Source organism: Sulfitobacter sp. HI0040 (assembly GCF_001634885.1).
GTDB lineage: Bacteria > Pseudomonadota > Alphaproteobacteria > Rhodobacterales > Rhodobacteraceae > Sulfitobacter.
In genome coordinates, this window is the sequence record NZ_LWEX01000284.1 from 1 (window position 1) to 769 (window position 769).

2 protein-coding genes are annotated in these 769 nt (G+C 66.2%); both read left to right on the forward strand.

The window, feature by feature from the left end; translation table 11 throughout:
* The coding region (locus tag A3728_RS13780; RefSeq protein WP_236630505.1) for a lytic transglycosylase domain-containing protein at window positions 1–462 on the forward strand (462 nt) is incomplete at its 5' end.
* A 16-nt stretch (window positions 463–478) separates the two neighbouring features.
* Window positions 479–760, forward strand: coding sequence for a TrbC/VirB2 family protein (locus tag A3728_RS13785; RefSeq protein WP_067924780.1), 282 nt, complete (start codon window positions 479–481; stop codon window positions 758–760).
* Window positions 761–769: the final 9 nt, after the last annotated feature.

Sequence of the window (769 nt, forward strand, 5' to 3'; positions counted from 1 at the left end):
GCAGATCGCCACAAGGGAAACCGCGCCCTGCGGCAGGTCGACCTCGATGCGGACGACTGGCAGATCCTCTTCCGCGCCCTGGTCGAGGCCGAAAGCAGCTACAATCCGACCGCCGTCAGCCCCAAGGGCGCCTATGGTTTGGGCCAGCTGATGCCCGACACGGCGCGCGCACTCGGGGTCGACCCGCGCGATCCCTCCCAGAACCTCGATGGCGCGGCGCGCTACCTGCTCGCCCAGCTCGCCACCTTCAAGGATATCGACCTGGCGCTGGCAGCCTACAATGCCGGGCCGCACCGGGTGCTCGAGTATTCCGGCATTCCACCCTTCGCCGAGACCCGCGATTACATTGCGCGCATCCACCGGATCCGGTCCCGGCTGGCAGGCGCAGCCGTTTCCGCGCCGGACACCCGCATCGCGGACCGGGTTCCAGTCCGCGCGCCCGTCCTCATCGAACTTCAGTAAAACAAGGGAACCTCGCATGCTTCGACATCGCCTCAGCCGCCTCTTGCCTGTCGCCACAACCCTGGCGGCTTTGGCTACGCCTGCTCTCGCGCAGGACTTGTCACCGATCCAGACCATGCTGGAAACCGTCGAGGCCGCGCTGACCGGTCCCATCGGGATCGCGGTTGCCACGCTCGCGGTCATCGGCACCGGATTCATGTGCATGATGGGGCGGCTCAACTGGGGCTGGTTCGCCTCGGTCATCATCGGGATCGTGCTGATCTTCTCGGCCGGTACCATCGTCGACGGCTTCTCCTGAGATCCGAGT

Excerpts from the sequence above, each read along its gene's own strand:
- A3728_RS13785 (WP_067924780.1), top strand. The coding sequence starts at position 479 with ATGCTTCGACATCGCCTCAGCCGCCTCTTGCCTGTCGCCACAACCCTG.